1 protein-coding gene and 1 pseudogene are annotated in these 1,438 nt (G+C 57.8%); both read left to right on the top strand.

Going from position 1 to position 1,438, the window contains the following annotated elements; all coding sequences use genetic code 11:
* Window positions 1–153 precede the first annotated feature (153 nt).
* Entirely contained in the window at window positions 154–1,278 is a 1,125-nt protein-coding gene (gene lptF, locus AC1D1P_RS23305) for an LPS export ABC transporter permease LptF (protein WP_477674630.1), read from the top strand.
* Window positions 1,275–1,438, top strand: a pseudogene (locus AC1D1P_RS23300) (LPS export ABC transporter permease LptG); the annotation flags it as partial. The gene lptF and the pseudogene AC1D1P_RS23300, both read left to right, overlap by 4 nt.

Raw genomic sequence — 1,438 nt, 5'->3', positions numbered from 1 at the left:
ATCCTGGGGTACGAGAACCAGCAGCGCATCGGTTTTTTCGCTGCAAATACGGGTGGGTGTCAGTGTTTTGAGTTCAAAGTCCATAATTCAGGGTCTGGTAAATAAACCAAAGTAAAACAAAAATAAAACGAAGCCAAGGCAGATATTCAGTCAATGTTATTCCAATCCACGATTCGCAAAGAGCTGGCACGCAGTTTTGGGGMCACGCTGGTGGTCCTGGTCACCATCGTGATGACCATTGTTCTGATCCGCACCCTGGGCCAGGCATCGCGCGGTTTCATCAATCCGCAGGACGTCATGCTGTTCATGGCCTACTCGGCCCTGGGACGCCTGCCGACCATCCTCACGCTGTCGCTGTTTATTGCGATGGTCAGTACCTTGTCGCGCATGTACCGCGACAGCGAAATGGTGGTGTGGTTCACCAGTGGTCAGGGCCTGGCGGGTTTTCTGCGGCCGCTTTTCCGTTTTGCATGGCCTGTGCTGCTGGTCATCACGCTGATGGCCCTTTTTGTCTGGCCCTGGACCAACCAGCAAACCAAAGACATGCAAAGCCGGTATGAGCAGCGCGGCGACATCGACCGCATTGCCCCTGGCCAGTTCCAGGAGTCCTCCAGCGGCAACCGGGTTTTCTTCATCGACCGCGACCTGGCGGGCGAGCGCTCCAGTAACAACGTCTTTATCGCTGCGACCGAAAAAGGCAAGAGTTCCATCACCACGRCCCGCTCGGGCCGCATCGAGACCAAAGGTGACGCCCAGTTCCTCATGCTCGAAAACGGCCAGCGCCTGGAAAACGTGATCGGGCAATCGGCGCTCAAAATCAGCGACTTCGAAGAGTACGGCACCAAAACTGGCGATAACAATCCGCTGACCGAAAACGCACCGGAAGCCAAACTGCTTTCCACCCGCTCCCTGATCAAGACGCCGACCCGCGGCAACCTCAGCGAACTGGCGTGGCGGCTGGGACTGGCGCTGGCATCCATCAACTTTGTCGTACTGGCGGTGGCCCTGGCCAGCGTGAACCCGCGCGGTGGCCGCAGCGGCAACATGATCTTTGTGTTGCTGACCTTTGTGGTCTACAACAACCTGGTCAACCTCGGGCAAAGCTGGATTTTTGTGGGCCTCATCAGTTTCAGCAACTTCCTGCTGGCGCTGCATGGTGGTGTCCTGCTGCTGGCCCTGGCCTGGCTGTCCAAGCGACAGTTCAACTGGACGCTGCGGCCCGCCCGGCGCATCAACCGTACACCGCTGGCTGTACGCGACAGCGAAAGCCACGCATGAAAACCATACGCCGCCTGATCTACGGTGAAGTGCTGGCAGCCATCGCCCTGGTGGCGCTGGGCTTCCTGGCCCTGTTCTTCTTTTTTGACCTGGTCGATGAACTGCAATACCTCGGCAAGAGCAGCGGCATCAACGCCGCCGATGTCTACCAGATCAGGCA

It is taken from the genome of Polaromonas sp. P1_E1_2 (assembly GCF_056406035.1).
The sequence above is the reverse complement of the archived record's forward strand: the minus strand, read 5'-3'. Positions and strand labels throughout refer to the sequence as shown.